The sequence below is a fragment of the Escherichia coli genome (assembly GCF_036503815.1).
Taxonomy (GTDB): domain Bacteria; phylum Pseudomonadota; class Gammaproteobacteria; order Enterobacterales; family Enterobacteriaceae; genus Escherichia; species Escherichia coli_F.
The window spans coordinates 3,881,021-3,905,536 of the sequence record NZ_AP027764.1 but is presented as its reverse complement, the minus strand read 5'-3'; the positions used below and the strand labels follow the sequence as shown (position 1 = coordinate 3,905,536).

The window sequence follows — 24,516 nt, the reverse complement described above, 5'->3', positions numbered from 1 at the left end:
CTATGCTCTTGTCCTGGAGTCAGGTCTTGTTTGGAGGGATAAATGGTAGATATTGTCGAGGCCGATAAAACGGATATTTATTTCATTCAGGAGAGTGTTTATGGCAAAATCGGGTTGCCAGCTTTTGGTAATACAATAGGACCATCCGCACAGCAAGTTGTTAAAAAGGTATTCGCTGTCGTTAAAGAACGAGATAAGACACATGCAAAACAGAGATTATTGTTGGAATATAATGGTAACAAACTCTGGATGAATGCTATTGATGGCAGTGAAGCTATCCTACCAATAGAATTTTCTAAGCGATACGAACTTTCATTATTCAATACTACTAATTTTGGAGAAGATCCTTTTCCTGATGTTAATTTATATAATAATATGAAATCAAGTTTTTTTGTAAGGTTTGGTGGAACATCCCATCCCGAGGCTTGGGCTATTTATAATGCAAGTACGAAAGAGGTTAAATATATAGAAACTGCAAGAGAAATTGATAAAATATTCAGTGATTTTAACTTGAGTGGTACATTGCCAATTCACATTGGTCAATGATTTTTTAAACTGTGTGATTAAATAATTGAACATTAATGATGATTTATAGCATCATTATTCTATAACATGAATAAACGGATTGAATTTGTTATGTTAAAAATGAGTTTATACGTAATAATATTGTTATTTTCCTCTCAGATTAGTGCAGCCATTACTAGCAAGGAAAGTGAGGTTGTTTCACCATTATTAATGGATGTTAATTCTTCACTAACAATGGAAAATATTTCTGAATTATCCACATCATCGGAACCATCGCAACAGGGGGTATTTCCTGTAATATGTACTCGACTTCATCCTGGTTCCGTAATGAAACGCCAGTTATTAACCGGCTGGGGGCCTGTTTTTATAATTGGTGATGATCCTTTTTCTCTGCGCTGGATGAGTGAACATCTGGAGATCCTTAAATCGCTAAATGCCCTTGGTTTGGTTGTTAATGTTGAATCAGTAGAACGAATGGAGGTATTACAGCAGCGAGCTGATGGGTTATTGTTATTGCCAGTTATCTGCGATAATTTCGTGCAAACTCTGCAATTAAATGCTTATCCGGTATTAATCACAGAGATGGAAATATCACAATGATTAATAACATAATTACTGCAAATAATATCGTAATTTTGAAAATGGTAATCCTGTTCACGGCACCATAATTAGAGTTATGTCTTGTATCCGTTCAGTATAATTTCACGAATGCTTTATTAACTGGATGCGAGATTGCCATTCATCAAATGATAAAGACGTCATCGCAATTGATGGAAAAGCGCTTCCACACTCCTATGATAAAAGTGGTCGCAGGAGAGCGGGCTTTCGTAGTCTTACCCCGACTCTCCCCGGCCCTAAACACAACCCCCACTCACCACAACCTAAACTCATCCGCATCCCGCCATGCCGGAAACTTTTCTCTATATTCCCTTAACACCGCCATCGACAGCTCCGCATCAATGCGCGTTGCCTGATGCGCGTCGGCAGTAGCGATAATCTCGCCCTGTGGATTAATCACCCGACTGTCACCGCGATAATGGCAGCCGTTGCCATCGCTGCCGACGCGATTACATCCCGCTACATACGCCTGATTCTCAATCGCGCGGGCTGTCAGCAATGCCTGCCAGTGCAGAGAGCGCGGAGCAGGCCAGTTGGCAACGTACAGGGCGAGGTCATAATCGTTGAGATTGCGCGACCACACCGGAAAACGTAAGTCGTAGCACACCAGCGGCAAAATACGCCAGCCGCGCCATTCCACAATCACTCGCGCATTGCCCGCTTTATAATGCAGATGCTCATCTGCCATTCGGAACAGATGACGCTTATCATAAAAATGTACCGTGCTGGTCGGCTCAACCAGCAAAAAGCGGTTAACCGAACCAGACTCCGTTTGTAATGCAACACTGCCGGCAATCAGCGCATTGCACTGCTGCGCTTTGGCTGTCATCCAGTTCACTACGTCATCTTGTGCTAGCGACGAAGCTGCCGCTTCCATGGCAAAGCCGCTGGTAAACATCTCCGGTAGAACGATCACATCGCGTCCGGTAATACCTTCCAGTTGACGATCAAAATGACGCAGGTTGGCAGGACCATCCATCCACACCAGTGGTTGCTGTAAAAGCGTAATCTTCAAACCAGGCACGGTGTACAACTCCTTTATGCGAAGGGTTTTATAACTCTAACACCTTATCAGGCAGTTGCCTTAGCGCAGAATAAATTGATAACAAATGCTGATATTGGAAATATCTGATTTGCAAATTATCGTGTTATCGCCAGGCTTTAGGAGGTTAATAACATGGGCAGGATAAGCTCGGGAGGAATGATGTTTAAGGCAATAACGACAGTCGCCGCACTGGTCATCGCCACCAGTGCAATGGCGCAGGATGATTTAACCATTAGCAGCCTGGCAAAGGGCGAAACCACCAAAGCTGCATTTAATCAGATGGTACAAGGGCATAAGCTGCCAGCCTGGGTGATGAAAGGCGGGACTTATACCCCCGCACAAACCGTGACATTGGGAGATGAGACGTATCAGGTGATGAGCGCGTGCAAACCGCATGACTGTGGCTCGCAACGTATCGCTGTGATGTGGTCCGAGAAATCTAATCAGATGACGGGGCTGTTCTCGACCATTGATGAGAAAACGTCGCAAGAGAAACTCACCTGGTTGAATGTGAACGATGCGCTTTCTATTGATGGTAAAACGGTGCTGTTCGCGGCGTTGACCGGCAGCCTGGAAAACCATCCGGATGGCTTTAATTTTAAATAATTAGCGGATAAAGAAACGGAGCCTTTCGGCTCCGTTATTCAATTACGCGGCTTCAACTTTTCGCACTTTCTCCGGCAACTTTACCGGCTTCGTCGCAAGCTCTTCCGGATCAAAGTCATCAACATTAATACTGCGCAGACGGCTTTCTTCAGCTTTCACCAGAATAGCGGCTTCATCTTTATCAATCAGCCCCTTCGCCAGCGCGTTATGCGCCAGTTCATCCAGACGGGTAAACGGCAGGTTTTTACCCAGCTCTTTACAGATCCGCTGATGAATTGGGTCGGCGGCAATCACATCCACCAGCGCCTCTTCCAGTAAACCAACCGGGTTATGCTCGCTCGGGGTCAGGTACTGACCGCGACCAATACGTGAACGGGTGGCGTTCGGCACTTGTAAAATCTTCGCCACCTTATGATCCAGCTTGTCAGACGGTGCCAGATAATGGCGTCCGGTCGGGAAGATCACCACATTCAGCAGCCCGGCAACCACGCGGTTCGGGAAGTTTTGCAGTAAATCATCCATCGCCTGTTCAGCCTGATACAGCGCATCCTGTACGCCCCAGTGCACCAGCGGCAGATCGGCTTCATTACGGCCTTCGTCGTCATAACGCTTCAGAACGGCAGAGGCGAGGTAAAGCTGGCTTAAAATATCCCCCAGACGTGCCGAGATACGCTCACGACGTTTCAGGCTGCCGCCCAGCACAGCCATCGAGACATCAGAAAGCAGGGCGAGGTTGGCACTCAGGCGGTTCAGGTGCTGATAATAACGTTTAGTGGCATCGCCGGTTGGTGTGCTGCTGGTTAAACCGCGCGTCAGGCCCAGCCAGAAGCTGCGAACTTTGTTACTGCCGACGTGGCCGATATGTTTGAACAGCAGTTTATCGAACGCGTTAACGTCATTGTTCTTCGCCGCTTCCATCTCTTCCAGCACGTACGGATGGCAACGAATCGCTCCCTGACCGAAGATCATCATGCTGCGGGTCAGAATGTTGGCCCCTTCAACGGTGATGGCAATCGGTGCGCCCTGGTAAGCTCTTGCCAGGAAGTTGCTCTGACCGAGCATAATGCCTTTACCCCCGGTGATATCCATCGCATCAATAATCGACTGCTGCCCACGGTGGGTACAATGATACTTAACGATAGCCGACAGCACGGCAGGTTTTTCACCGAGCATAATGCCGTAGGTAATCAGCGATGCCGCAGCATCCATCACGTAGGCATTACCGGCAATACGCGCCAGCGGCTCTTCAATCCCTTCCATCTTACCGATAGAGATTTTGAACTGACGGCGAATGTGCGCATACGCGCCCGTTGCCAGTGCTACCGATTTCACGCCGCCGGTTGAGTTGGAAGGTAGGGTGATGCCGCGGCCCACGGAGAGACACTCCACCAGCATCCGCCAGCCTTGCCCGGCCATTTTTGGTCCACCGATAATGTAGTCGATCGGTACGAAGACATCTTTGCCGCGCGTCGGTCCGTTCTGGAACGGTACGTTCAGCGGGAAGTGGCGACGACCAATTTCCACGCCTGGCGTGGTGGTCGGGATAAGTGCACAGGTAATGCCTAAATCTTCTGCGCCACCCAGCAGTTTTTCCGGGTCGGAAAGTTTAAACGCCAGCCCAAGCACGGTCGCAATTGGAGCGAGCGTAATGTAGCGTTTGTTCCAGGTCAGTCGCATCCCCAGCACCTGCTGGCCCTGCCACTCGCCCATGCAGACAATCCCGGTATCCGGAATCGCGCCCGCATCGGAACCCGCTTCCGGGCTGGTCAGTGCAAAGCAAGGGATCTCCTGACCACGCGCCAGACGCGGCAGATAGTGATTTTTCTGCTCGTCAGTGCCGTAATGTTGCAGCAGCTCGCCCGGGCCTAATGAGTTCGGCACGCCGACGGTAATCGCCAGGATCCCGCTCACGCCGGAGAGTTTTTGCAGCACACGAGATTGGGCATAAGCCGAGAACTCCAGCCCGCCGTACTCTTTTTTGATGATCATCGCGAAGAAGCGATGCTCTTTAAGGTACGCCCACAACTCCGGCGGCAGATCCGCCAGCTCATGAGTAATCTGGAAATCATTCGCCATCCGGCAGGCTTCTTCTACCGGGCCGTCGAGAAACGCTTGCTCTTCAGCCGTCAGGCGCGGCTGCGGATAGTTATGCAGCTTTTTCCAGTCCGGCTTGCCCTGGAACAAGTCGCCCTCCCACCAGGTGGTGCCCGCATCAATCGCTTCTTTCTCAGTGCGCGACATCGGCGGCATCACCTTACGGAAACCACGAAATACCGGCGCAGAAATCATCGACTTACGCATAGGCGCAAAGTTAAACGGTACGAGGATAATGGCCAGAGGCACCAGTACCCACGCCGACCACAGACCAGCAACGCCGAGGGCGGCTGTCCAGGCGAGCAAAATCAGACTGCTGATAAATAAGCTCACGCGGTGATAGAACAACGCGCCGAGCAGGACAACCGTAGCGAGAATACTCAAAATCATCATAACGAAAAGCCCCTTACTTGTAGGAGGTCTGACCACTTGTGATGATATGGTTGTAGTGGATGTAAAAACATTTAGCAATGTGTTTACAATATAATTACAACAAAGCTCACATTGTTGCTGTTTTTATCCGCACTTCAGGTCAAAAAGTCCTGGTCATCGCACCTGCCCGTACTTCTCGCTTTTGGCGGTATCCGGTACACTGCATTTTGTCTATTACATTTATGCTGAAGGATATCCTCATGTACCAGGATCTTATTCGTAACGAACTGAACGAAGCGGCGGAAACGCTGGCTAACTTTTTAAAAGATGACGCCAATATTCACGCCATTCAGCGCGCGGCGGTCCTGTTAGCAGATAGCTTTAAAGCCGGTGGTAAGGTGCTTTCCTGCGGTAATGGCGGTTCCCATTGCGACGCCATGCACTTTGCCGAAGAGTTGACGGGGCGCTACCGTGAAAACCGTCCGGGCTATCCGGCGATTGCCATTTCTGACGTTAGTCATATTTCCTGCGTCGGTAACGATTTCGGTTTCAATGATATTTTCTCCCGTTACGTTGAAGCGGTAGGTCGCGAAGGCGATGTACTGCTGGGGATCTCCACCTCTGGTAACTCTGCAAACGTGATCAAAGCGATCGCAGCGGCGCGTGAGAAGGGGATGAAAGTGATCACCCTGACCGGTAAAGACGGCGGCAAAATGGCTGGCACGGCGGATATCGAAATTCGCGTTCCGCACTTTGGTTATGCCGACCGCATTCAGGAGATTCACATTAAAGTGATCCATATCCTGATCCAGTTAATTGAAAAAGAGATGGCTAAGTAAGGGCTTTTCTCCCTCTCCCTTTCAGGGAGAGGGCCGGGGTGAGGGTAACAGCCTGCACCTTATTACTTTTTAATCAATCTTCGCCGGGGGCCATGCGCTCCCGCTGTTGTGGAGGTTACCGATGTGCGAATTGCTCGGGATGAGCGCCAACGTCCCTACCGATATCTGCTTTAGTTTCACCGGACTTGTACAGCGTGGTGGTGGAACCGGGCCACATAAAGATGGCTGGGGCATTACCTTTTACGAAGGTAAAGGCTGTCGCACATTTAAAGATCCACAACCCAGCTTTAATTCCCCCATCGCCAAACTTGTCCAGGACTACCCGATAAAATCCTGTTCGGTGGTGGCTCATATTCGCCAGGCTAATCGGGGCGAGGTGGCGCTGGAAAATACTCACCCATTTACCCGCGAGTTATGGGGGCGTAACTGGACTTATGCCCATAACGGACAACTGACGGGCTACAAATCACTGGAAACCGGCAACTTCCGCCCGGTAGGCGAAACCGACAGCGAAAAAGCCTTCTGCTGGCTTCTACATAAATTAACGCAGCGTTACCCGCGCACACCGGGTAACATGGCGGCGGTATTTAAATATATCGCCTCACTGGCGGATGAACTGCGGCAGAAGGGCGTTTTCAACATGCTGCTTTCGGATGGGCGCTATGTAATGGCGTATTGCTCGACTAATTTACACTGGATCACCCGCCGCGCGCCGTTTGGCGTGGCAACGTTGCTGGATCAGGATGTGGAAATCGACTTCAGCTCGCAGACCACACCGAATGATGTGGTCACGGTGATTGCAACACAGCCGCTGACGGGCAATGAAACCTGGCAAAAGATTATGCCAGGCGAATGGCGCTTATTTTGCCTCGGGGAGCGTGTAGTTTGATGCCAGCTGTGGTTGCACCACTTCATGGCTCAACGGCTTGCTGACGACGTAACGGCCATTGACCACAGAAACGGTCGGTGGCTTACGGGTCTGTTCAAAGTAGTCGTAGCCCGGCTTCAGTTGCTCCCAGAAGTCCTTAAAGTTGGAATATTTATGGCGCTGCATGTTGGCGTCGGTCATGCGGAACGGGTAAATACTCACTTGCACGCTTGGCTGACCAAATACCAGCGCACCAGTAACGAACTGGAAGATCTCATCAATACCCTGATTGGTCATTGCGTAGCAGCCGATGGAAACACAATCGCCGTGGATCATCAGGTATTTCCCTTCATAACCATGCGCACGATCATAGGCATTGGGGAAACCAATATTAATCGCTTTGTAGTAACGGCTGTCTGGTTTTAACTGATTACGCTGGACGCTATAAAACCCTTCCGGGCTTTTGAAATCGCCCTGACGCTGTTTAGGCCCTAAGCCGCCGGAATATTTACAGATTTTATAACTATCGAGCAGTTGATATTGCTCACCCATTTTGACGTAGAGATCGAGGGTGCGCTCTTCCTTGAAGATCTGGATGTAGACAGGGGAGCCCATCAACTGCTGCTTATACTCTTTGCTCACTGGCGTGGTCGAGCTACTGCTGCCCAGCAAACCGGCAAACGAAACGCACGGGATCAACAACATCGCAAGAATTAATGCGATTTTACGCATACTGCTTATTCCTTGATAAAACGGTTACACACGCCAGGACGGCAAAATGGATCCCAAATCGGAATAGTCTGGATTTGGAAGGCTCACATTATCACCAAAAGAGTTTTACGCAAGCCTGTCGGCGCAGGGTTTACAAATTTAGCACAAGGGCAGTTTTCATTAGTCCGAAAAGCGCATGTATCATTTATTTCCTAAGATTATGAAACCTCAATAGTAATATGCAAATAAGCAATTAATAATCCCGTTTACTCCTCCGGTCTTTTAAAATTCTCACCTTCATTCAGCCGGTTTATGTCCTTCATGTCTTCGTTCTTGCTAGGCAGATTTCTGCATCCAGGCGTGTTTTCGTTATGCGTTTTGCTCCCTTTACTCGCCAGCGCCACCACATCACATATCTCTTTCAGCTACGCCGCCCGCCAGCGGATGCAAAACCGTGCGCGTTTATTAAAACAGTACCAAATTCATCTGAAAAAGCAGGCCAGCTATATTGTGGAAGGCAATGCCGAAAGCAGAAGGGCACTGCGGCAACACAACCGCGAACAGATAAAACAGCATCCTGAATGGTTCCCTGCACCGTTGAAGTTGAGCGATAAACATTGGCAGGCGCTGGCGGAAAACAACCATTTCTTAAGCAGCGACCATCTGCATAACATCACCGAAGTAGCGATTCACCGTCTGGAGCAGCAGCTTGGTAAGCCTTACGTCTGGGGCGGCACGCGGCCTGATAAAGGCTTCGACTGTAGCGGTTTGGTTTTTTATGCCTACAACAAGATCCTCGAGGCGAAACTCCCGCGCACGGCTAATGAGATGTATCACTACCATCGGGCAACGATTGTGGCGAATAACGACCTGCGCCGGGGAGATTTGCTGTTTTTCCATATTCACAGCCGCGAGATAGCCGATCATATGGGGGTGTATCTGGGAGACGGTCAGTTTATCGAGTCACCACGTACCGGCGAAACCATTCGGATAAGCCGGTTAGCTGAACCTTTCTGGCAGGATCATTTTTTAGGCGCGCGGCGGATTTTGACGGAAGAGACGATTTTGTAGGGCGGATAAGGCGTGTACGCCGCATCCGGCGGTTATGCGCCGATGCCTGATGCGACGCTGGCGCGTCTTATCATGCCTACGAGTTTGCGAATATTTTGCGAGCCGCTTTCCCGATATAACACACCCTCATTGTCGACTTTTCCTTTTCTTCTTACCGTTGAGAAAAAGGAGTCGCTATGTCTGAATATCGTCGTTTTTATATAAAGGGGGGAACATGGTTTTTCACGGTAAATTTACGGAATCGTCGAAGCCAACTTTTGACCGCTCAGTTACAGATGCTCCGTAACGCCATTATTAACGTTAAGCGAGACAGGCCTTTTGAAATTAACGCCTGGGTCGTTTTGCCGGAGCATATGCACTGTATCTGGACATTACCCGAAAGCGATGATGATTTTTCCTCGCGCTGGCGGGAGATTAAAAAGCAATTCACCCATGCGTGCGGATTGAAAAATATCTGGCAACCGCGTTTTTGGGAGCATGCCATCCGCAACACCAAAGATTATCGCCATCATGTTGATTATATTTATATAAATCCAGTAAAACATGGCTGGGTAAAGCAGGTGAGTGATTGGCCATTCTCAACGTTCCATCGTGATGTCGCGCGAGGGCTATATCCCATCGATTGGGCGGGAGACGTAGCGGATTTTAGTGCCGGGGAGCGTATCATTTTATAACGGTGCGCTGGTGCCGGATGCGTTTACGCTTATCCGGCCTACAACTCTGTGCTTTAACAGTAGGCCGGATAAGGCGTTCACGCCGCATCCGGCGGTTATACGCTGGTGCCGGATGCGCTTACGCTTATCCGGCCTACAACTCTGTGCTTTAACCGTAGGCCGGATAAGGCGTTTACGCCGCATCCGGCGGTTATGCGCTGGTGCCGGATGCGCTTACGCTTATCCGGCCTACAAATCTGTGCTTTAACAGTAGGCCGGATAAGGCGTTCACGCCGCATCCGGCGGTTGTGCGCCGGTGCCGGATACCTACATCAACGCCCCCATAATCTTCAACTCCAGCTCGTCCGGCACTTCGTTATACGACAGCACATGCAGCCCCGGCGCAAACAACCTTGCATAGCGCGCCAGCAACGGGCGCAGCTGCGGCGGCACCAGCAGCACCGGGTCTTTACCTGCGGCTTTCATCTGCTCCTTCACCTGCGGCATCGTGTTCTGGAACTGGTTGAGCATATTCGGGTCCACCGGCACGCTATCGAGCATCACTTTGCCGGCCTGTTGCGCCTGATTCACCACATTGGTCAGCAGATTTTCCAGCTCATTATTCAGCGTATACACCGCCAGCTCCTGCTTGCGAACGAACGGATGGGTAATGCTCCGCCGCAGTGCCAGGCGCACATCGGCCGCCAGCAGAATATGATCTTTGGTGACGGTGCTACTGGCGACCAGCACGGTGGCGATGGTGACGATATCGCGCAGGGAAACGCCTTCAGTCAGCAGTGCCCGGTACACTTTCAGCAACTGGCTGTAATTCAGCGCCGCGCTCAAATCCTCCGCCAGGCGCGGTGCCATCGACGACAAACGGTTATGCAGCTGAGTAATATCGTCATAGTTAAACAAATCAGGAATATAGCTGCGCACAATCTTATTCACATGCGTGGCAATTACGCTGGCGCTGTCGATCACCTGATACCCCATATTCAGCGCCTTCGCTTTCTGCGCGGGCTGGATCCAGGTTACCGGCATCCCGTACGCCGGGTCGTTCCCCAGCACGCCGTCAATCTCACCGTAGGTTTCACTGGAGGGCAGGGCCATCAGTTTATCCGCCGGAATATCCGCTTCATCAGCCTTAATGCCGTTGATGAAAATGGCGTACTGGCTGGGCTTGAGGCGGAAGTTTTCCCGAATGCGGATCTCCGGCAGCAGCACGCCGTTGCCGTCGGAAATCACCTGCCGCACGCCGCGAATACGCTGGGTGAGCGGGTTGCCCTGCGCTTTATCCACCAGCGCCACCAGTTTGTAACCGAGGCTTAAACTAATGGGCTCGATCAGCGGAATGGTTTCCCAACTGACCTGTTGCTCGCTGGTTTCAGTGATTGTGCGGGTCAGCGTTTCGAGGCTTTTCTCTTCCGCCTCCGCCGCCTGCGGGCGTTTGCTCATTCGCCAGCCGGTAAAGCCAAGCAAGGCGCTGAACATCAGGAACGGGAAGTGCGGCATTCCCGGCACCACCGCCAGCACGAACATAATCCCGGTGGCGGTGTAGAGCACCGACGGGCTTGCCAGCAGCTGGTGGCGCACATCATGGGCGATATCGCCGTTGTCGCTGACGCGGGTGACGATAATCGCCGCCGCGGTGGAGAGCAGCAGGGAAGGGATCTGCGCCACCAGGCCGTCACCGATGGTCATCAGCACATACTGCTGGAAGGCGGCATCGGCGCTCAGGTTGTATTTGAAGATCCCGATACAAACGCCGCCAATCAGGTTGATCGCCAGAATCATCATCCCGGCGATGGCATCCCCGCGCACAAACTTCGATGCCCCGTCCATCGCGCCGTAGAAATCGGCCTCGCTGGCAACATCTTTGCGGCGGGTTTGCGCCTGCGCCTGGTTGATCAACCCGGCGTTAAGATCGGCGTCAATCGCCATCTGTTTGCCGGGCATCGCGTCCAGGGTAAAGCGGGCAGAAACCTCAGAAATACGCTCGGCCCCTTTGGTGACGACGATAAAGTTGATTGTCAACAGCGTCAGTAAATCTGAGCGTGAAAGCATTATCGCCGCGCTGCACGGGCAGTCGATTTTCAATGGCGGCGGGCTATCGCCGTTAAATAAAATCAGCCCGATGCATCCGCCGAAACCTGCCACCGTGGCGGTGCCGGAAGAGACGGAGAAAAAAGCGCGTGACGTCAACGAGAAAACGGCGCTACTGAAGAAGAAGTCCGCCACTGAGCTTGGCGAGCTGGCGACCAGTATCAACACCATCGCCCGTGATGCGCATATGGAAGCGAATCTGGAGATGGAGATTGTCCCGCAGGGATTGCGCGTGCTAATTAAAGACGACCAGAACCGCAATATGTTTGAACGCGGCAGCGCGAAGATTATGCCGTTCTTTAAAACGCTGCTGGTGGAGCTCGCGCCGGTATTCGACTCGCTCGATAACAAAATTATTATTACCGGGCATACCGATGCGATGGCCTATAAAAGCAATATCTACAACAACTGGAACCTTTCGGGTGACCGCGCGCTCTCGGCCCGTCGGGTGCTGGAAGACGCCGGAATGCCGGAAGATAAAGTGATGCAGGTAAGCGCGATGGCGGACCAGATGCTGCTGGACGCCAAAAATCCGCAAAGCGCGGGCAATCGGCGCATTGAGATTATGGTGCTGACCAAAAGCGCGTCCGATACGTTGTATCAATATTTTGGTCAGCATGGCGATAAAGTGGTGCAGCCGCTGGTGCAAAAGCTGGATAAGCAGCAGGTGCTTTCGCAACGAACGCGTTAAATGCTGAATCTTTACGCATTTCTCAAACCCTGAAATCACTGTATACTTTACCAGTGTTGAGAGGTGAGCAATGCGTAAAATCATTCATGTGGATATGGACTGCTTTTTCGCCGCGGTGGAGATGCGCGACAATCCCGCCCTGCGCGATATCCCTATTGCTATTGGCGGCAGCCGCGAACGCCGGGGGGTGATCAGCACCGCCAATTATCCCGCGCGTAAATTTGGCGTGCGTAGCGCCATGCCAACCGGCATGGCGCTCAAACTGTGTCCGCATCTCACCTTGCTTCCAGGGCGCTTTGACGCCTACAAAGAAGCGTCAAATCATATCCGCGAAATCTTCTCTCGCTACACATCGCGTATTGAGCCGCTGTCGCTGGATGAAGCTTATCTCGACGTCACCGACAGCGTACATTGCCACGGTTCTGCGACCCTTATTGCTCAGGAAATCCGTCAGACGATTTTCAACGAGCTGCAACTTACCGCCTCTGCGGGCATTGCGCCGGTAAAGTTTCTTGCCAAAATCGCCTCTGATATGAATAAACCCAACGGACAGTTTGTGATTACGCCGGCGGACGTCCCGGCATTTCTGCAAACCTTACCGCTGGCAAAAATTCCCGGTGTCGGCAAAGTCTCGGCGGCAAAACTGGAAGCGATGGGGCTGCGGACCTGCGGCGATGTACAAAAGTGTGATCTGGTGACGTTGCTTAAACGCTTTGGCAAATTTGGCCGCATTTTATGGGAGCGTAGTCAGGGCATTGACGAGCGCGACGTTAACAGCGAAAGGTTGCGAAAATCCGTCGGTGTAGAACGCACGATGGCGGAAGATATTCATCATTGGTCTGAATGTGAAGCGATTATCGAGCGGTTGTATCCGGAACTTGAACGCCGTCTGGCAAAGGTAAAACCTGATTTGCTGATTGCCCGCCAGGGGGTGAAATTAAAGTTCGACGATTTTCAGCAAACCACTCAGGAACACGTCTGGCCGCGGCTGAATAAAGCTGACTTGATCGCCACTGCGCGTAAAACCTGGGATGAACGCCGTGGCGGGCGCGGTGTGCGGCTGGTGGGGCTGCATGTGACGTTGCTGGATCCGCAAATGGAAAGACAACTGGTGCTGGGATTATGAATAACATACAAATAAGAAACTATCAGCCTTGCGATTTTCAGCAACTATGCGCTATTTTCATTAGAGCGGTTACGATGACCGCCAGTCAGCATTATTTACCACAACAAATTGCCGCCTGGGCGCAGATTGACGAATCTCGCTGGAAAGATAAACTCGCGAAATCACAAGTGCGGGTTGCAGTCATTAATGCACAATCGGTTGGTTTTATTTCCCGCATTGAACATTATATCGATATGTTATTTGTTGACCCTGAATATACCCGCCGTGGGGTTGCCAGCGCTTTGTTAAAACCATTGATTAAGTCTGAATCCGAACTAACGGTAGATGCCAGCATAACCGCAAAACCCTTTTTTGAACGTTATGGTTTTCAGACAGTTAAGCAGCAGCGCGTTGAATGCCGGGGAGCGTGGTTTACTAATTTTCATATGCGATATAAACCGCAACACTAAATCCAGCTTGCAATGAAAATAACGCCCGCCTAATATGTGCGCGTTTTCTTATTCCACAAACTGCAAGGAGGTAAATCATGAAAAATCCTTTATCAATGACTCTTTGCAGACCTTTCCAGGATTAATTCTTTTTTTCTTGCCTTGGATTCGTCTGCCATTTCCTGATTTTTATATTTATATACTCTAAATAATTCGAGTTGCAGGAAGGCGACAAGCGAGTGAATCCCCAGGAGCTTACTAAAGTAAGTGACTGGGGTGAACGAACGCAGTCGCAGTACATGCAACTTGAAGTATGACGAGTATAAATGGAATGATACATGGGCAAATATATTCGTCCCTTATCCGATGCGGTATTTACCATCGCATCTGATGACCTGTGGATCGAGAGTTCAGCGATCCAACAATTACACACCTCGGCAAATTTACCCGACATGCAACGCGTAGTAGGGATGCCAGATTTACACCCCGGACGCGGCTATCCGATTGGCGCAGCGTTCTTCTCCGTAGGCCGTTTTTACCCGGCACTGGTCGGCAATGATATCGGCTGCGGCATGGCGCTATGGCAAACAGATATTCTCGCGCGTAAATACAACGCCGATAAGTTTGAAAAGCGATTATCTGCGCTGGATGACGTTGCTGAAGAAAGCTGGCTGGAGGAAAACCTGCCGTCAGCGTTTGCACAGCATCCGTGGCGCTGCGCGCTTGGCTCTATCGGTGGCGGTAACCACTTTGCAGAACTGCAACAGATTGATCAAATCATCGACGCGGAACTGTTTGCACTGTCAGGTCTGGATGCGCAGCATCTGCAACTGCTGGTCCATAGCGGCTCGCGTGGTTTAGGGCAGTCTATTTTACAGCGGCATATTGCCTCGTTTTCGCATCATGGTTTGCCTGAAGGCAGTGACGACGCGCTAAGTTATATTGCGGAACATGATGATGCGCTGGCGTTTGCGCGTATTAATCGCCAGCTGATCGCTTTGCGCATAATGCAACAAGTTAAGGCCAACGGAAATTCGGTTCTGGATGTGGCGCATAACTTTGTTAGCGCATGTCGAATCGGCGATCAACAAGGATGGTTACACCGTAAAGGGGCTACGCCGGATGACAACGGTCTGGTGATTATTCCCGGTTCACGCGGTGATTACTCCTGGCTGGTTCAGCCCGTCAGGAGTGAGGAAACATTGCATTCGCTGGCGCATGGGGCTGGGCGTAAATGGGGGCGCACCGAGTGTAAAGGGCGTCTGGCAGCGAAATACACAGCGACGCAGCTCTCACGTACTGAACTTGGCAGCCGGGTAATTTGTCGCGATAAACAACTCATCTTTGAAGAAGCGCCACAAGCTTATAAATCGGCTGAAAGCGTGGTGCAATGTCTGGTGCAGGCTGGGTTAATTATTCCTGTCGCGCGACTGCGTCCGGTGCTAACGCTCAAAAACAGTGGAGGGAAAAAAGGATGATCTTGCTGCAACTCTCCTCAGCTCAGGGGCCGGAAGAATGTTGTCTCGCAGTGAAAAAGGCACTGGACAGGCTGATTAAAGAAGCTGCCCGACAAGACGTCGCGGTAACGGTGCTGGAAACAGAAACGGGTCGCTACTCTGACACACTGCGTTCGGCGTTGGTTTCACTTGATGGCGACAACGCATGGGCACTAAGCGAAAGCTGGTGTGGCACTATCCAGTGGATTTGTCCGAGTCCGTATCGCCCTCATCATGGGCGCAAAAACTGGTTTCTGGGCATTGGGCGTTTTACTGCAGATGAGCAGGAGCAATCCGATGCGATCCATTATGAGACGCTGCGTTCGTCGGGGCCGGGCGGTCAACATGTCAATAAAACCGACTCGGCTGTGCGCGCCACGCATCTGGCATCCGGTATTAGTGTGAAGGTTCAGTCAGAGCGCAGTCAGCATGCTAACAAGCGACTGGCGCGATTACTGATTGCCTGGAAGCTGGAACAACAGCAACAGGAAAATAGTGCGGCGCTGAAATCGCAGCGGCGAATGTTCCATCACCAGATTGAACGTGGCAACCCGCGACGGACGTTTACAGGGATGGCTTTTATCGCTGTGTAATTGAGGAATGTCACCCGCCGTTTTCTTCGTGAAAGCGGCGGGCAAAAATGAAAGGATTCGTCATGTTTATCGGTCATCTTCCGGCTGGATATTTAATAACTTGTACTTTAGTGAAACGCCTACCGCTGATTTCTCGTCATGCGCGGTGGGCGATGGTTATTGGCTTAGTCGGGGCCGTTGCACCCGATTTTGATCTCTTCTGGTGTTATCTGGTGGATAACGGGCAACGACATCATCATCTTTACCCGTCTCATTGGCCATTATTATGGTTTGCTCTGCTGGCGGCGACATTAGTCTGGGCCGCAATTGCGAAGAATAAACTTCCGGCGTGGTTGGGCGTGGTGTTTTGCCTGAATAGTATCGCGCATTTATTACTCGATACGCTGGTCGGTGATATCTGGTGGTTGATGCCTTTCGTTAACCAGCCATTTGCATTCTTTCATATTACAGCGGTACATCATCCGTGGTGGCTCAATTTTTTATTACACTGGTCTTTTTTACTGGAACTGGCATTAGTAGCTGCCGCCATTGCCATGTGGTGCAGGCGTAATGCTAAAATGGTAAATGTAAAACGCGTGAAAAAATGATTCTGACTTTAAGCGGCGTAACATGTTTCCTGGGGAAATTCTCCCGTGGCTAAGTATGTTTTCCTGACTTTGCCCCAGGCTCTGAACATATAAAAATTCTGCTTTTCACCCTTAAGTTCTTTCACGGATTCCAGCGCAAAACTTTCTTTGGTGATCAGAAATTCTCCCCATGAAATATGGTCGCAGCTATATAAATATGCGACCTTTTCATGAGTTTCATAATGTTTTGTTATTTCGATATAGATAGCCATTGGCTTCAAACAGTAGTCCACGCCCGCAGGCGTGGACATTATTGTAATTACTTCGCCGGAATTTCTTTCAGCAGTTCAGTCAGTAGTGTCCAGTAATGACCTACGCTTTCGATGTGAACCTGCTCATCCGGAGAGTGCGGACCGGTGATGGTTGGCCCGATAGAAACCATGTCCATTTCCGGATACGGTTTTTTGAACAGACCACATTCCAGGCCCGCGTGAATAATCTGGATGTTCGGCGTCTTGTTGAACAGGCGCTGATAGGTTTCACGTACCAGATGCATCACCGGAGAATTAGCGTCCGGCTGCCAGCCAGGATATGCGCCTTTCGCTTCGGTTTTCGCGCCAGCCAGTTTACCCAGCGAATCCAGCATGCTCACCACGTAGTCTTTACCGCTGTCGATCAGAGAACGGATCAGACAGTGAATTTCTACGTTATTGTCAGTCATGGTCACTACACCGACGTTCAGGGAGGTTTCGACCACACCTTTTGCCACGTCGGAGTTGCGGATCACACCATTCGGGGTGGCGTTCAGCAGACGAATAAAGGTATCGCGAGATTTCGCAATCAGGGCAGCTTTATCGTTCGCAACAGAGTCCAGCAACAAGGCCAGATTTTTCTCTTTCTCTGCCAGCTCGTTTTTCAGGATGTCCTGATAGGTATTCACCAGCGTTTTCAGGGCGTCGACTTTATCAGCTGCGACAGCAATGGTCGCAAAGGCTTCACGCGGGATGGCGTTACGCAGTGTGCCGCCGTTGAAATCGATAAGACGCAGGTCCAGTTCTTCTGCATGTCCCGCCAGGAAGCGCACCAGCAGTTTGTTGGCATTACCCAGGCCAACGTGGATTTCACCGCCGGAGTGACCGCCTTTCAGACCTTTTAAGGTTAACTTGAAGGTTTCAAAACCAGCTGGAACCGCTTCACGATCTAAATGCAGGTTGGAGGTGAAGTCGATACCCCCCGCACAACCCATGTAGATTTCACCTTCTTCTTCGGAGTCGGTGTTAATCAGAATGTCAGCCTGCAACCAGTTGCTCTGTAAGCCGAACGCCCCGTCCATACCGGCTTCTTCGGTCATGGTTAGCAGCACTTCCAGCGGGCCGTGAACCACGTTTTCGTCAGCCAGAACCGCCAGTGCAGAGGCCATACCAATGCCGTTATCCGCGCCCAGCGTGGTACCGCGCGCTTTAACCCATTCGCCATCAATATAAGGCTGGATAGGATCTTTAGTGAAATCGTGCACGGTATCGTTATTTTTCTGCGGCACCATATCGAGGTGGGCCTGCAAGACGACTGGTTTACGATTTTCCATACCTGCGGTAGCAGGTTTACGAATCAGGATATTACCCACCTGATCGCGTTCGACATGGAAACCTTTCTCTTTTGCCCAACCAACAATGTATTCAGCGAGTTGCTCTTCATGATAGGACGGGTGAGGAATAGAACAGATTTTGGCAAAAATATCCCACAGCGGCTGTGGAGATAATTGAGACAGTTCAGACACGTTAAGTCTCCTTGTCGATCACCCGCAAAACAGTATTGCAGGTCACAGGGTTAGCAGAAAATGTTGTCAACACAAGACAGGCTTGCGAGATATGTTTGAGAATACCACTTTATCCCGCGTCAGGGAGAGGCTGTGCGTAAAAAGACGCGGACTCATGTGAAATACTGGTTTTTAGTGCGTCAGATCTCTATAATCTCGCGCAACCTATTTTCCCCTCGAACACTTTTTAAGCCGTAGATAAACAGGCTGGGACACTTCACATGAGCGAAAAATACATCGTCACCTGGGACATGTTGCAGATCCATGCACGTAAACTCGCAAGCCGACTGATGCCTTCTGAACAATGGAAAGGCATTATTGCCGTAAGCCGTGGCGGTCTGGTACCGGGTGCGTTACTGGCGCGTGAACTGGGTATTCGTCATGTCGATACCGTTTGTATTTCCAGCTACGATCACGACAACCAGCGCGAGCTTAAAGTGCTGAAACGCGCAGAAGGCGATGGCGAAGGCTTCATCGTTATTGATGATCTGGTGGATACCGGCGGTACTGCGGTTGCGATTCGTGAAATGTATCCAAAAGCGCACTTTGTCACCATCTTCGCTAAACCGGCAGGTCGTCCGCTGGTTGATGATTATGTTGTTGATATCCCACAAGATACCTGGATTGAACAGCCGTGGGATATGGGCGTCGTATTCGTCCCGCCAATCTCCGGTCGCTAATCTTTTCAACGCCTGGCACTGCCGGGCGTTGTTCTTTTTAACTTCAGGCAGGTTACAATAGTTTCCAGTAAGTATTCTGGAGGCTGCATCCATGACACAGGCAAACCTGAGCGAAACCCTGTTCAAACCCCGCTTTAAACATCCTGAAACCTCGACGCTAGTCCGCCGCTTTAATCACGGCGCACAACCGCCTGTGCAGTCGGCCCTTGATGGTAAAACCATCCCCCACTGGTATCGCATGATAAACCGTCTGATGTGGATCTGGCGCGGCATTGACCCACGTGAAATCCTCGACGTTCAGGCGCGTATTGTGATGAGCGATGCTGAACGTACCGACGATGATTTATACGATACGGTGATTGGCTACCGCGGCGGCAACTGGATTTATGAATGGGCCACCCAGGCGATGGTGTGGCAACAAAAAGCTTGTGCGGAAGAAGATCCACAACTCAGTGGTCGTCACTGGCTGCATGCGGCCACGTTGTACAACATTGCCGCCTATCCTCATCTGAAAGGGGATGACCTGGCCGAGCAAGCGCAGGCTTTGTCAAACCGTGCCTATGAAGAGGCCGCCCAACGTCTGCCGGGCACGATGCGGCAGATGGAGTTTACCGTACCAGGCGGTGCGCCCATCACCGGCTTTTTGCATATGCCGAAAGGCGATGGCCCGTTCCCGACGGTATTAATGTGTGGTGGTCTGGATGCGATGCAGACGGATTATTACAGTCTGTATGAACGTTATTTTGCCCCGCGCGGCATTGCGATGCTGACTATTGATATGCCGTCGGTGGGCTTTTCTTCAAAATGGAAGCTCACCCAGGACTCCAGCCTGTTGCATCAGCACGTCTTAAAGGCGCTGCCTAACGTCCCGTGGGTGGATCACACCCGTGTCGCGGCCTTTGGTTTCCGTTTTGGCGCTAACGTTGCTGTGCGTCTGGCATATCTTGAATCGCCGCGTCTGAAAGCGGTTGCCTGTCTTGGTCCGGTAGTTCATACCCTGTTGAGTGATTTTAAGTGCCAGCAACAGGTGCCGGAAATGTATCTTGACGTTCTGGCGAGTCGTTTGGGGATGCATGATGCTTCCGATGAAGCGTTGCGTGTGGAACTGAATCGTTATTCATTAAAAGTGCAAGGATTGCTGGGCCGTCGCTGCCCAACGCCAATGTTATCAGGCTACTGGAAGAACGATCCGTTCAGCCCGGAAGAGGATTCACGCTTAATCACCTCATCATCTGCTGATGGTAAATTGTTAGAGATTCCATTTAATCCGGTGTATCGGAATTTTGACAAAGGTCTTCAGGAAATCACGAGCTGGATCGAAAAACGATTGTGTTAAAAATTTGCTAAATTTTACCAGTTTGGTAAAACAGGTGCATCACAACAGGAGATCGCAATGACGTTACCGAGTGGACACCCGAAGAGCAGATTGATCAAAAAATTTACCGCACTAGGCCCCTATATTCGTGAAGGTAAGTGCGAAGATAATCGATTCTTTTTCGATTGTCTGGCTGTATGCGTCAACGTGAAACCAGCGCCGGAAGTGCGTGAGTTCTGGGGTTGGTGGATGGAGCTTGAAGCGCAGGAATCCCGTTTTACTTACAGTTACCAGTTTGGTCTGTTCGATAAAGCAGGCGACTGGAAGAACGTTCCGGTAAAAGATGCCGAAGTGGTTGAGCGACTGGAACATACCCTGCGTGAGTTTCATGAGAAGCTGCGTGAACTGCTGACGACACTGAATCTGAAGCTGGAACCGGCGGATGATTTTCGTGATGAACCGGTGAAGTTAACCGCGTGAGTGAAAAGTGCCGGATGCGCCGCATCCGGCAATCTCCATTAAAACTGATAGGTCATCCCAACCGCGACAATATCATCATTATTAATATTTAGTTTGTTATCGCTGTCCAGTTGGTTGATTTTATAATCAACAAACGCTGACATATTTTTGTTGAAATAATATGTAGCACCGACATCAATATAATTGACCAGATCCTCATCACCGATGCCCTCAATATCTTTCCCTTTCGATAAGACATAACCCAGCGATGGACGCAGGCCAAAGTCGAATTGGTATTGAGCGACTGCTTCAAAGTTCTGCGTCTTATTGGCAAAGCCGCCAGAGATTGGCGTCATTTTACGCGTTTCAGAATAGAAAGTTGCCAGGTAAATATTATTGGCATCGTATTTCAGGCCTGTTGCCCATGCTTCTGCACGCTTGCCCGTGCCACGGCTTTGCAGGTTCTGCTCGTTGGTGCGATCGGAGTTGGTATAGGCCCCACTAATGGCAAAATCGCTGCCGCCAAAGTCATATGTCAATGACGTGCCGAAGCCATCACCGTTTTGCTTTTTAACGTCGCGGTTTTCGTTTTTTCCTTGATATTGCAGGGTTAAGTTCAGACCATCGATAACGCCGAAGAAGTCGGTGTTCCGATACGTTGCCAGACCGCTGGCGCGTTTGGTCATAAAGTTGTCGGTCTGCGCGGAGGAATCGCCGCCGAATTCCGGGAACATATCGGTCCAGGCTTCCACGTCATACAGCGCCCCCAGGTTACGACCATAGTCGAAAGAACCCAAATCTTTATATTTCAACCCGGCAAAGGCAAGACGCGTTTTTTGCTGAGCAGTATCACTCTCTGCTTTATTTCCGGCAAACTCTGCTTCCCAGCGACCATAACCGGTCAGTTGATCGTTAATTTGTGTTTCGCCTTTAAAACCAAAACGGATATAACTCTGGTCGCCATCTTTACTGTCATTATCACTCATATAATGCATGGCTTTAACTTTGCCATAGATATCCAGTTTATTACCGTCTTTGTTATATATTTCTGCGGCCTGTACGGATGCCGATGCCACAATGCCCATCACCACTAATGCCAGAGTGCTCTTTTTCATTTTCATTCCTGATTTTAATTAACGCGCGAATATTCAGCGGGAGAGCCCCGTTGAAAACAGGAAAGTTTTTAACCTGAGATTGTTAAAGATATATTACAGATTAATGATATTCTTAAAATGTGGTAATTTATTAAATCTGTAATAAAAGCGTAAACAACTGCCGCTACGCTTGCTGATCCCGCGCAACAAAACGCCATGCTTTGCTTGCAGATGGTTGGCAACCGGCGACAGTCCTGCTAAAACGTTCGTTTGATATCATTTTCCCTAAAATTGAATGGCAGAGAATCATGAGTGACAGCCAGACGCTGGTGGTAAAACTCGGCACCAGTGTGCTAACAGGCGGATCGCGCCGCCTGAACCGTGCCCATATCGTTGAACTTGTTCGCCAGTGTGCGCAGCTACATGCCGCCGGGCATCGGATTGTAATTGTGACGTCGGGGGCGATTGCCGCCGGACGTGAGCACCTGGGTTACCCGGAACTGCCAGCGACTATCGCCTCGAAACAACTGCTGGCGGCGGTAGGGCAGAGTCGACTGATTCAACTGTGGGAACAGCTGTTTTCGATTTATGGCATTCACGTCGGGCAGATGCTGCTAACTCGTGCTGATATGGAAGACCGTGAACGCTTCCTGAACGCCCGCGACACCTTGCGTGCGCTGCTCGATAACAACATCGTTCCGGTAATCAATGAGAACGATGCTGTCGCTACTGCAGAGATTAAAGTCGGCGATAACGATAACCTTTCGGCGCTGGCGGCGATTCTGGCGGGTGCCGATAAACTGTTGTTGCTGACCGATCAAAAAGGTTTGTATACCGCTGATCCGCGTAGCAATCCGCAGGCAGAACTGATTAAAGATGTGTATGGCATTGATGACGCACTGCGCGCGATTGCCGGTGATAGCGTTTCAGGTCTTGGAACCGGCGGCATGAGCACTAAATTGCAGGCCGCTGACGTGGCTTGCCGTGCGGGTATCGACACCATTATTGCCGCGGGCAGTAAGCCGGGTGTCATTGGTGATGTGATGGAAGGTATTTCCGTCGGTACGCTGTTCCATGCCCAGGCGACTCCGCTTGAAAACCGCAAACGTTGGATTTTCGGTGCGCCGCCTGCGGGTGAAATCACGGTAGATGAAGGGGCAACCGCCGCCATTCTTGAACGCGGCAGCTCCCTGTTGCCGAAAGGCATTAAAAGCGTGACTGGCAATTTCTCGCGTGGTGAAGTCATCCGCATTTGCAACCTCGAAGGTCGCGATATCGCCCACGGCGTCAGTCGTTACAACAGCGATGCATTACGCCGTATTGCCGGACACCACTCGCAAGAAATTGATGCAATACTGGGATATGAATACGGCCCGGTTGCCGTTCACCGTGATGACATGATTACCCGTTAAGGAGCAGGCCGATGCTGGAAAAAATGGGCATTGCCGCGAAGCAAGCCTCGTATAAATTAGCGCAACTCTCCAGCCGCGAAAAAAATCGCGTGCTGGAAAAAATCGCCGATGAACTGGAAGCACAAAGCGAAAGCATTCTCAACGCTAATGCCCAGGATGTTGCTGACGCGCGTGCCAATGGTCTTAGTGACGCGATGCTTGATCGTCTGGCGTTGACGTCCGCGCGGCTGAAAGGCATTGCCGATGATGTGCGCCAGGTGTGTAACCTCGCCGATCCGGTGGGGCAGGTAATTGATGGCGGGGTGCTGGACAGCGGCCTGCGTCTGGAGCGTCGTCGCGTACCGCTGGGGGTGATTGGTGTAATTTATGAAGCGCGCCCGAACGTGACGGTTGATGTTGCTTCACTGTGCCTGAAAACCGGTAATGCAGTGATTCTGCGTGGCGGTAAAGAAACCTGCCGCACTAATGCTGCAACGGTAGCGGTGATTCAGGATGCTCTGAATTCCTGCGGATTACCGGCGGGTGCCGTGCAGGCGATTGATAATCCTGACCGTGCGCTGGTCAGTGAAATGCTGCGTATGGATAAATACATCGACATGCTGATCCCACGCGGCGGGGCTGGGTTGCATAAACTGTGCCGCGAGCAGTCGACGATTCCGGTAATCACAGGAGGTATAGGCGTATGCCATATTTACGTTGATGAAAGTGCAGAGATCGCTGAAGCATTGAAAGTGATTGTCAACGCGAAAACTCAGCGCCCGAGCACGTGTAATACGGTAGAAACGTTGCTGGTAAATAAAAACATCGCAGATAGCTTCCTGCCCGCATTAAGCAAGCAAATGGCGGAAAGCGGCGTGACATTACACGCTGACGCAACTGCGCTGGCGCAGTTGCAGGCAGGTCCCGCGAAGGTGGTGGCTGTTAAAGCCGAAGAGTATGACGATGAGTTCCTGTCATTAGACTTGAACGTCAAAATCGTCAGCGATCTTGACGATGCTATCGCCCATATTCGTGAACACGGCACGCAACATTCCGATGCGATCCTGACCCGCGATATGCGCAACGCCCAGCGTTTTGTTAACGAAGTGGATTCCTCCGCTGTTTACGTTAACGCCTCTACGCGTTTTACCGACGGCGGCCAGTTTGGTCTGGGGGCGGAAGTTGCGGTAAGCACACAAAAACTCCACGCGCGCGGCCCAATGGGGCTGGAAGCTCTGACCACCTACAAGTGGATCGGCATTGGTGATTACACCATTCGTGCGTAAATAAAACCGGGTGATGCAAAAGTAGCCATTTGATTCACAAGGCCATTGACGCATCGCCCGGTTAGTT

Annotated in this window: 24 protein-coding genes and 2 pseudogenes; 19 read left to right on the top strand and 7 right to left on the bottom strand. The window is 50.8% G+C overall.

Translation table 11 applies throughout. From position 1 onward, the window contains the following. Nucleotides 1-42: 42 nt before the first annotated feature. From AABJ99_RS18690 to AABJ99_RS18680, 3 genes and pseudogenes are all read left to right on the top strand, one after another. A complete protein-coding gene (locus AABJ99_RS18690) occupies nt 43-546 on the top strand; it encodes a hypothetical protein (RefSeq protein WP_039021143.1) in 504 nt (167 codons plus the stop codon). A 90-nt stretch (nt 547-636) separates the two neighbouring features. Beyond that, nucleotides 637-1,125 (top strand): integrating conjugative element protein, encoded by a 489-nt coding sequence (locus tag AABJ99_RS18685; RefSeq protein WP_001355139.1) that lies wholly within the window; start codon nt 637-639, stop codon nt 1,123-1,125. Between the two features lie 25 nt (nt 1,126-1,150). Continuing rightward, nucleotides 1,151-1,345: pseudogene (locus tag AABJ99_RS18680) on the top strand (ISAs1 family transposase); the annotation flags it as partial. A gap of 51 nt (nt 1,346-1,396) precedes the next feature. Here AABJ99_RS18680 and yafV read toward each other — a convergent pair. Continuing rightward, nucleotides 1,397-2,167 (bottom strand): 2-oxoglutaramate amidase, encoded by a 771-nt coding sequence (gene yafV / locus AABJ99_RS18675; RefSeq protein ID WP_039021144.1) that lies wholly within the window; start codon nt 2,165-2,167, stop codon nt 1,397-1,399. A 180-nt stretch (nt 2,168-2,347) separates the two neighbouring features. Between yafV and ivy the strand changes: the two genes are divergently transcribed. Further along, nucleotides 2,348-2,794: an Ivy family C-type lysozyme inhibitor gene (gene ivy, locus AABJ99_RS18670; RefSeq protein ID WP_001308392.1), complete on the top strand. Its 447-nt coding sequence runs from the start codon at nt 2,348-2,350 to the stop codon at nt 2,792-2,794. Between the two features lie 42 nt (nt 2,795-2,836). Here the strand turns inward: ivy and fadE are convergent, their stop codons facing one another. Continuing rightward, a complete protein-coding gene (fadE, locus tag AABJ99_RS18665; protein WP_000973094.1) occupies nt 2,837-5,281 on the bottom strand; it encodes an acyl-CoA dehydrogenase FadE in 2,445 nt (814 codons plus the stop codon). 239 nt (nt 5,282-5,520) lie between these two features. Here fadE and lpcA point away from each other — a divergent pair, with 239 nt between their 5' ends. Together lpcA and yafJ are read left to right on the top strand one after the other, a co-directional pair. After that, nucleotides 5,521-6,099, top strand: coding sequence for a D-sedoheptulose 7-phosphate isomerase (lpcA, locus tag AABJ99_RS18660; protein ID WP_001353440.1), 579 nt, complete (start codon nt 5,521-5,523; stop codon nt 6,097-6,099). A 121-nt stretch (nt 6,100-6,220) separates the two neighbouring features. Next, a complete protein-coding gene (gene yafJ / locus AABJ99_RS18655; RefSeq protein WP_000333380.1) occupies nt 6,221-6,988 on the top strand; it encodes a class II glutamine amidotransferase in 768 nt (255 codons plus the stop codon). Here yafJ and dpaA read toward each other — a convergent pair. Continuing rightward, nucleotides 6,959-7,699 (bottom strand): peptidoglycan meso-diaminopimelic acid protein amidase, encoded by a 741-nt coding sequence (gene dpaA, locus AABJ99_RS18650; protein WP_001225681.1) that lies wholly within the window; start codon nt 7,697-7,699, stop codon nt 6,959-6,961. The two genes, yafJ and dpaA, sit on opposite strands and share 30 nt — an antisense overlap. A 300-nt stretch (nt 7,700-7,999) precedes the next feature. On the opposite strand from dpaA, the gene yafL reads away from it, so the two are divergent. Then, nucleotides 8,000-8,749 carry a C40 family peptidase gene (yafL, locus tag AABJ99_RS18645; protein ID WP_039021145.1) on the top strand — a complete coding sequence of 250 codons (750 nt, stop codon included), beginning with the start codon at nt 8,000-8,002 and terminating at the stop codon, nt 8,747-8,749. 176 nt (nt 8,750-8,925) lie between these two features. Beyond that, nucleotides 8,926-9,423 carry an REP-associated tyrosine transposase RayT gene (gene rayT / locus AABJ99_RS18640; RefSeq protein WP_039021146.1) on the top strand — a complete coding sequence of 166 codons (498 nt, stop codon included), beginning with the start codon at nt 8,926-8,928 and terminating at the stop codon, nt 9,421-9,423. A 306-nt stretch (nt 9,424-9,729) separates the two neighbouring features. On the opposite strand, the pseudogene AABJ99_RS18635 reads toward rayT, so the two are convergent. Continuing rightward, nucleotides 9,730-11,448: pseudogene (locus AABJ99_RS18635) on the bottom strand (flagellar biosynthesis protein FlhA); the annotation flags it as partial. Between AABJ99_RS18635 and lafU the strand changes: the two are divergent. The 6 genes from lafU (at nt 11,414) to AABJ99_RS18605 (ending at nt 16,429) form a co-directional block, all read left to right on the top strand. After that, nucleotides 11,414-12,199 (top strand): putative lateral flagellar export/assembly protein LafU, encoded by a 786-nt coding sequence (gene lafU / locus AABJ99_RS18630; protein WP_187440669.1) that lies wholly within the window; start codon nt 11,414-11,416, stop codon nt 12,197-12,199. The pseudogene AABJ99_RS18635 and the gene lafU overlap by 35 nt on opposite strands. Nucleotides 12,200-12,269: 70 nt before the next feature. Further along, nucleotides 12,270-13,325, top strand: a complete 1,056-nt coding sequence (dinB, locus tag AABJ99_RS18625) for a DNA polymerase IV (RefSeq protein WP_001226156.1) — start codon at nt 12,270-12,272, stop codon at nt 13,323-13,325. Next, nucleotides 13,322-13,774, top strand: coding sequence for a GNAT family N-acetyltransferase (yafP, locus tag AABJ99_RS18620; protein WP_072039613.1), 453 nt, complete (start codon nt 13,322-13,324; stop codon nt 13,772-13,774). Before dinB ends, yafP begins: the two co-directional genes overlap by 4 nt. A 317-nt stretch (nt 13,775-14,091) precedes the next feature. After that, entirely contained in the window at nt 14,092-15,231 is a 1,140-nt protein-coding gene (locus tag AABJ99_RS18615; protein WP_039021148.1) for an RNA ligase RtcB family protein, read from the top strand. After that, a complete protein-coding gene (prfH, locus tag AABJ99_RS18610; RefSeq protein WP_039021149.1) occupies nt 15,228-15,842 on the top strand; it encodes a peptide chain release factor H in 615 nt (204 codons plus the stop codon). The genes AABJ99_RS18615 and prfH overlap by 4 nt, the downstream gene beginning before the upstream one ends. A 62-nt stretch (nt 15,843-15,904) precedes the next feature. Next, nucleotides 15,905-16,429 carry a metal-dependent hydrolase gene (locus AABJ99_RS18605; protein WP_000469798.1) on the top strand — a complete coding sequence of 175 codons (525 nt, stop codon included), beginning with the start codon at nt 15,905-15,907 and terminating at the stop codon, nt 16,427-16,429. A gap of 8 nt (nt 16,430-16,437) precedes the next feature. On the opposite strand, the gene AABJ99_RS18600 is transcribed toward AABJ99_RS18605, so the two are convergent. Then, complete coding sequence (locus AABJ99_RS18600; protein WP_000106440.1) at nt 16,438-16,719, bottom strand: hypothetical protein; 282 nt, start codon at nt 16,717-16,719, stop codon at nt 16,438-16,440. Nucleotides 16,720-16,727: 8 nt separating this feature from the next. Continuing rightward, nucleotides 16,728-18,185 (bottom strand): cytosol nonspecific dipeptidase, encoded by a 1,458-nt coding sequence (gene pepD, locus AABJ99_RS18595; protein WP_001293012.1) that lies wholly within the window; start codon nt 18,183-18,185, stop codon nt 16,728-16,730. Between the two features lie 260 nt (nt 18,186-18,445). Here pepD and gpt point away from each other — a divergent pair, with 260 nt between their 5' ends. From gpt to crl, 3 genes are all read left to right on the top strand, one after another. Then, nucleotides 18,446-18,904, top strand: a complete 459-nt coding sequence (gpt, locus tag AABJ99_RS18590) for a xanthine phosphoribosyltransferase (protein WP_001291990.1) — start codon at nt 18,446-18,448, stop codon at nt 18,902-18,904. Nucleotides 18,905-18,995: 91 nt separating this feature from the next. Next, on the top strand, nt 18,996-20,240 hold the full coding sequence (gene frsA / locus AABJ99_RS18585; protein ID WP_000189544.1) for an esterase FrsA: 1,245 nt from the start codon (nt 18,996-18,998) through the stop codon (nt 20,238-20,240). A 57-nt stretch (nt 20,241-20,297) separates the two neighbouring features. Then, complete coding sequence (crl, locus tag AABJ99_RS18580) at nt 20,298-20,699, top strand: sigma factor-binding protein Crl (RefSeq protein WP_000174675.1); 402 nt, start codon at nt 20,298-20,300, stop codon at nt 20,697-20,699. Between the two features lie 38 nt (nt 20,700-20,737). Here the strand turns inward: crl and phoE are convergent, their stop codons facing one another. Then, entirely contained in the window at nt 20,738-21,793 is a 1,056-nt protein-coding gene (gene phoE / locus AABJ99_RS18575) for a phosphoporin PhoE (protein ID WP_000749856.1), read from the bottom strand. 287 nt (nt 21,794-22,080) lie between these two features. On the opposite strand from phoE, the gene proB reads away from it, so the two are divergent. Continuing rightward, nucleotides 22,081-23,184 (top strand): glutamate 5-kinase, encoded by a 1,104-nt coding sequence (gene proB, locus AABJ99_RS18570; RefSeq protein WP_001285288.1) that lies wholly within the window; start codon nt 22,081-22,083, stop codon nt 23,182-23,184. 11 nt (nt 23,185-23,195) lie between these two features. After that, nucleotides 23,196-24,449 carry a glutamate-5-semialdehyde dehydrogenase gene (proA, locus tag AABJ99_RS18565; protein ID WP_039021151.1) on the top strand — a complete coding sequence of 418 codons (1,254 nt, stop codon included), beginning with the start codon at nt 23,196-23,198 and terminating at the stop codon, nt 24,447-24,449. The last annotated feature ends 67 nt before the right edge of the window (nt 24,450-24,516 follow it).

Excerpts from the sequence above, each read along its gene's own strand:
- rayT (WP_039021146.1), top strand. The coding sequence starts at position 8,926 with ATGTCTGAATATCGTCGTTTTTATATAAAGGGGGGAACATGGTTTTTC.
- gpt (WP_001291990.1), top strand. The coding sequence starts at position 18,446 with ATGAGCGAAAAATACATCGTCACCTGGGACATGTTGCAGATCCATGCA.
- AABJ99_RS18685 (WP_001355139.1), top strand. The coding sequence starts at position 637 with ATGTTAAAAATGAGTTTATACGTAATAATATTGTTATTTTCCTCTCAG.
- dpaA (WP_001225681.1), bottom strand. The coding sequence starts at position 7,699 with ATGCGTAAAATCGCATTAATTCTTGCGATGTTGTTGATCCCGTGCGTT.
- fadE (WP_000973094.1), bottom strand. The coding sequence starts at position 5,281 with ATGATGATTTTGAGTATTCTCGCTACGGTTGTCCTGCTCGGCGCGTTG.
- AABJ99_RS18600 (WP_000106440.1), bottom strand. The coding sequence starts at position 16,719 with ATGTCCACGCCTGCGGGCGTGGACTACTGTTTGAAGCCAATGGCTATC.
- lpcA (WP_001353440.1), top strand. The coding sequence starts at position 5,521 with ATGTACCAGGATCTTATTCGTAACGAACTGAACGAAGCGGCGGAAACG.
- dinB (WP_001226156.1), top strand. The coding sequence starts at position 12,270 with ATGCGTAAAATCATTCATGTGGATATGGACTGCTTTTTCGCCGCGGTG.
- yafP (WP_072039613.1), top strand. The coding sequence starts at position 13,322 with ATGAATAACATACAAATAAGAAACTATCAGCCTTGCGATTTTCAGCAA.
- proB (WP_001285288.1), top strand. The coding sequence starts at position 22,081 with ATGAGTGACAGCCAGACGCTGGTGGTAAAACTCGGCACCAGTGTGCTA.
- AABJ99_RS18615 (WP_039021148.1), top strand. The coding sequence starts at position 14,092 with ATGGGCAAATATATTCGTCCCTTATCCGATGCGGTATTTACCATCGCA.
- AABJ99_RS18605 (WP_000469798.1), top strand. The coding sequence starts at position 15,905 with ATGTTTATCGGTCATCTTCCGGCTGGATATTTAATAACTTGTACTTTA.
- crl (WP_000174675.1), top strand. The coding sequence starts at position 20,298 with ATGACGTTACCGAGTGGACACCCGAAGAGCAGATTGATCAAAAAATTT.
- AABJ99_RS18690 (WP_039021143.1), top strand. The coding sequence starts at position 43 with ATGGTAGATATTGTCGAGGCCGATAAAACGGATATTTATTTCATTCAG.
- phoE (WP_000749856.1), bottom strand. The coding sequence starts at position 21,793 with ATGAAAAAGAGCACTCTGGCATTAGTGGTGATGGGCATTGTGGCATCG.
- yafJ (WP_000333380.1), top strand. The coding sequence starts at position 6,221 with ATGTGCGAATTGCTCGGGATGAGCGCCAACGTCCCTACCGATATCTGC.
- yafL (WP_039021145.1), top strand. The coding sequence starts at position 8,000 with ATGTCTTCGTTCTTGCTAGGCAGATTTCTGCATCCAGGCGTGTTTTCG.
- frsA (WP_000189544.1), top strand. The coding sequence starts at position 18,996 with ATGACACAGGCAAACCTGAGCGAAACCCTGTTCAAACCCCGCTTTAAA.
- prfH (WP_039021149.1), top strand. The coding sequence starts at position 15,228 with ATGATCTTGCTGCAACTCTCCTCAGCTCAGGGGCCGGAAGAATGTTGT.
- ivy (WP_001308392.1), top strand. The coding sequence starts at position 2,348 with ATGTTTAAGGCAATAACGACAGTCGCCGCACTGGTCATCGCCACCAGT.
- proA (WP_039021151.1), top strand. The coding sequence starts at position 23,196 with ATGCTGGAAAAAATGGGCATTGCCGCGAAGCAAGCCTCGTATAAATTA.